This is a genomic window from Frankia tisae (assembly GCF_025403405.1).
Taxonomy (GTDB): Bacteria; Actinomycetota; Actinomycetes; order Frankiales; family Frankiaceae; genus Frankia; species Frankia tisai.
Map to the genome: position 1 here is coordinate 1 of NZ_JANEZT010000646.1, position 1787 is coordinate 1787.

Below are 1787 nucleotides of genomic sequence, written 5' to 3' on the forward strand. Positions count from 1 at the left end.
CGCCAGTGCCGCCAGTGCCGCCAGTGCCGCCAGTGATCGGCGTATCCCGCGACGTGCGCCACTGGAGCTGCACGGTCGTGCCGCGCCCCGGCGCCGAGACGATGTCGACCGTCCCGGCGACGTCCTCGAGCCGGCCAACGATCGAGCGGCGCAGGCCGAGCCGGGCCGGGTCGATCTTGCGCGGGTCGAAGCCGCGGCCGGCGTCGGACACCCGCACGGTGACGACACCCGACCCGCCGTCGATGCGGACCCGTGCCCGGCGAGTGCCGGCATGGCGCTCCACGTTCGCCAGCGCCTCGCCGACGGCTCCGGCGAAGGCGGCGCCGACGACGGCCGGCGGCTCGGTGAGGACCGCCCCACGAGCGGCGCCGCGCAGATGATTGTCGAAGGTGACCCGCAACCGCGGGCCGGTGGCGTTGCGGACGACCTCGGCGAGGCGCTCGTCGATGGCCGGCCCGGCCGCCTCGTCCGGGTCGAGCAGGCCCTGCACGGCGATGAGGCTCTGCGCGCAGCGCCGGCGTGCCAGCGCCACATCCCGCCCCCCGCCCCAGGCGATGCCGGTCAGCGTGTTGAGGACCGTGTCGTGGATGATCCGCTCACGCTCTCGACGGTCCCGGGCGACCGCGTGGACCACCGCCTCGCCGCGGTGGCGCGCCACGACGTTCGCCCAGCGCCGGTCGGCGGTACGGGCGATCTGGCGCAGCCGGCCGATCGCGAAGCCCAGCAGCCCCGGTACCAGCACCAGGATGGCCGACTCGGCGATGACCTGCGGGTTGTGCCCCCAGCCCCCCACCAGGGTGCCGGCGCCGAGCAGCAGCACACCCGGCGCGGCCAGCAGCGGCGGGAAGGCCCACACGGCGACGATCGCCGCGTTGACGACGGTCAGGAACACGAAGTTGCCGCTGTCCCCCACCGACTCCGGCGGCAGCCAGCGCTCGGCCGTCAACGCCAGCGCCAGCGCGACGACGACACTCGCGGCGGCCAGCGGGCGACCAACCCCGCGGCGCAGGCCCATCACGCAGAAGAACACGCCCCACCCGACGCTGAGCGCCACGACGGCCATGGCCGCCGGCTGGCCCGCGTACCAGTGCCAGATGACCAGGTAGAACAGGGTCAGCAGGACGGCGACGGCGCGCAGCGCGACGAGCACCGCGGCCATGACCCGCTCCAGCGCCCGGTAGGCGGCACCCGACTCGACCGACGCGCGGCCCAGCTCCAGCGCGGCGGCACCGAAGGCGGTGTCGGTGATCCCGTCGGAGTTCCCGTCGGCGGCCCTCAGCCCGCCCGGCGGAAGCGCCGGCCTGCCGTGGCGGTCGGTACCCCCGGACTCGGTGCCCTCCACCGTCCCCATGGTGGGACCAGCGCCACGGATCACCACCGTGGTTCCGTCCTGGTCGGTGGTTCCATCATGATTCGACAGTTCCATCCTGGTCCGACAGTTCCGCCATGGTGACATCGCTTCCGGCCCGAGGCCCGTTCCCCCCGGGCAAGCTGGTCGCAGGCTACAGGCCACTCACCACCTGCTGCCGGCAAAGGCCGCCTCCGGCGGCCCGCCGCCACGAACCGGACATCGGGCGGTTCGGCGCGGCGGAACAGCCGGCCGGTCGCCGGTGGTTCCCCGTGAGCGGGCAGCCCCGCGCCCACGGTGCCCTAGGCTTGACAGCGTGCGGAAGGACAGCCCTTGAAACCTCCGCCGTTCGCGTCCTCGCCGCGCTCTCCCGCCGCGCCGAGGACCTCCATCCCCCTCCGCCGCCCGGCCCTGGCATCGCCCCCGCGGCGGGCCCGAC

Annotated in this window: 1 protein-coding gene; it reads right to left on the reverse strand. The window is 75.0% G+C overall.

Going from position 1 to position 1787, the window contains the following annotated elements; translation table 11 throughout:
• Positions 1-1378, reverse strand: a 1378-nt coding sequence (locus tag NBZ85_RS30810) for a sensor histidine kinase (protein ID WP_368861464.1), incomplete at its 3' end; no start/stop codon positions are given.
• Positions 1379-1787: the final 409 nt, after the last annotated feature.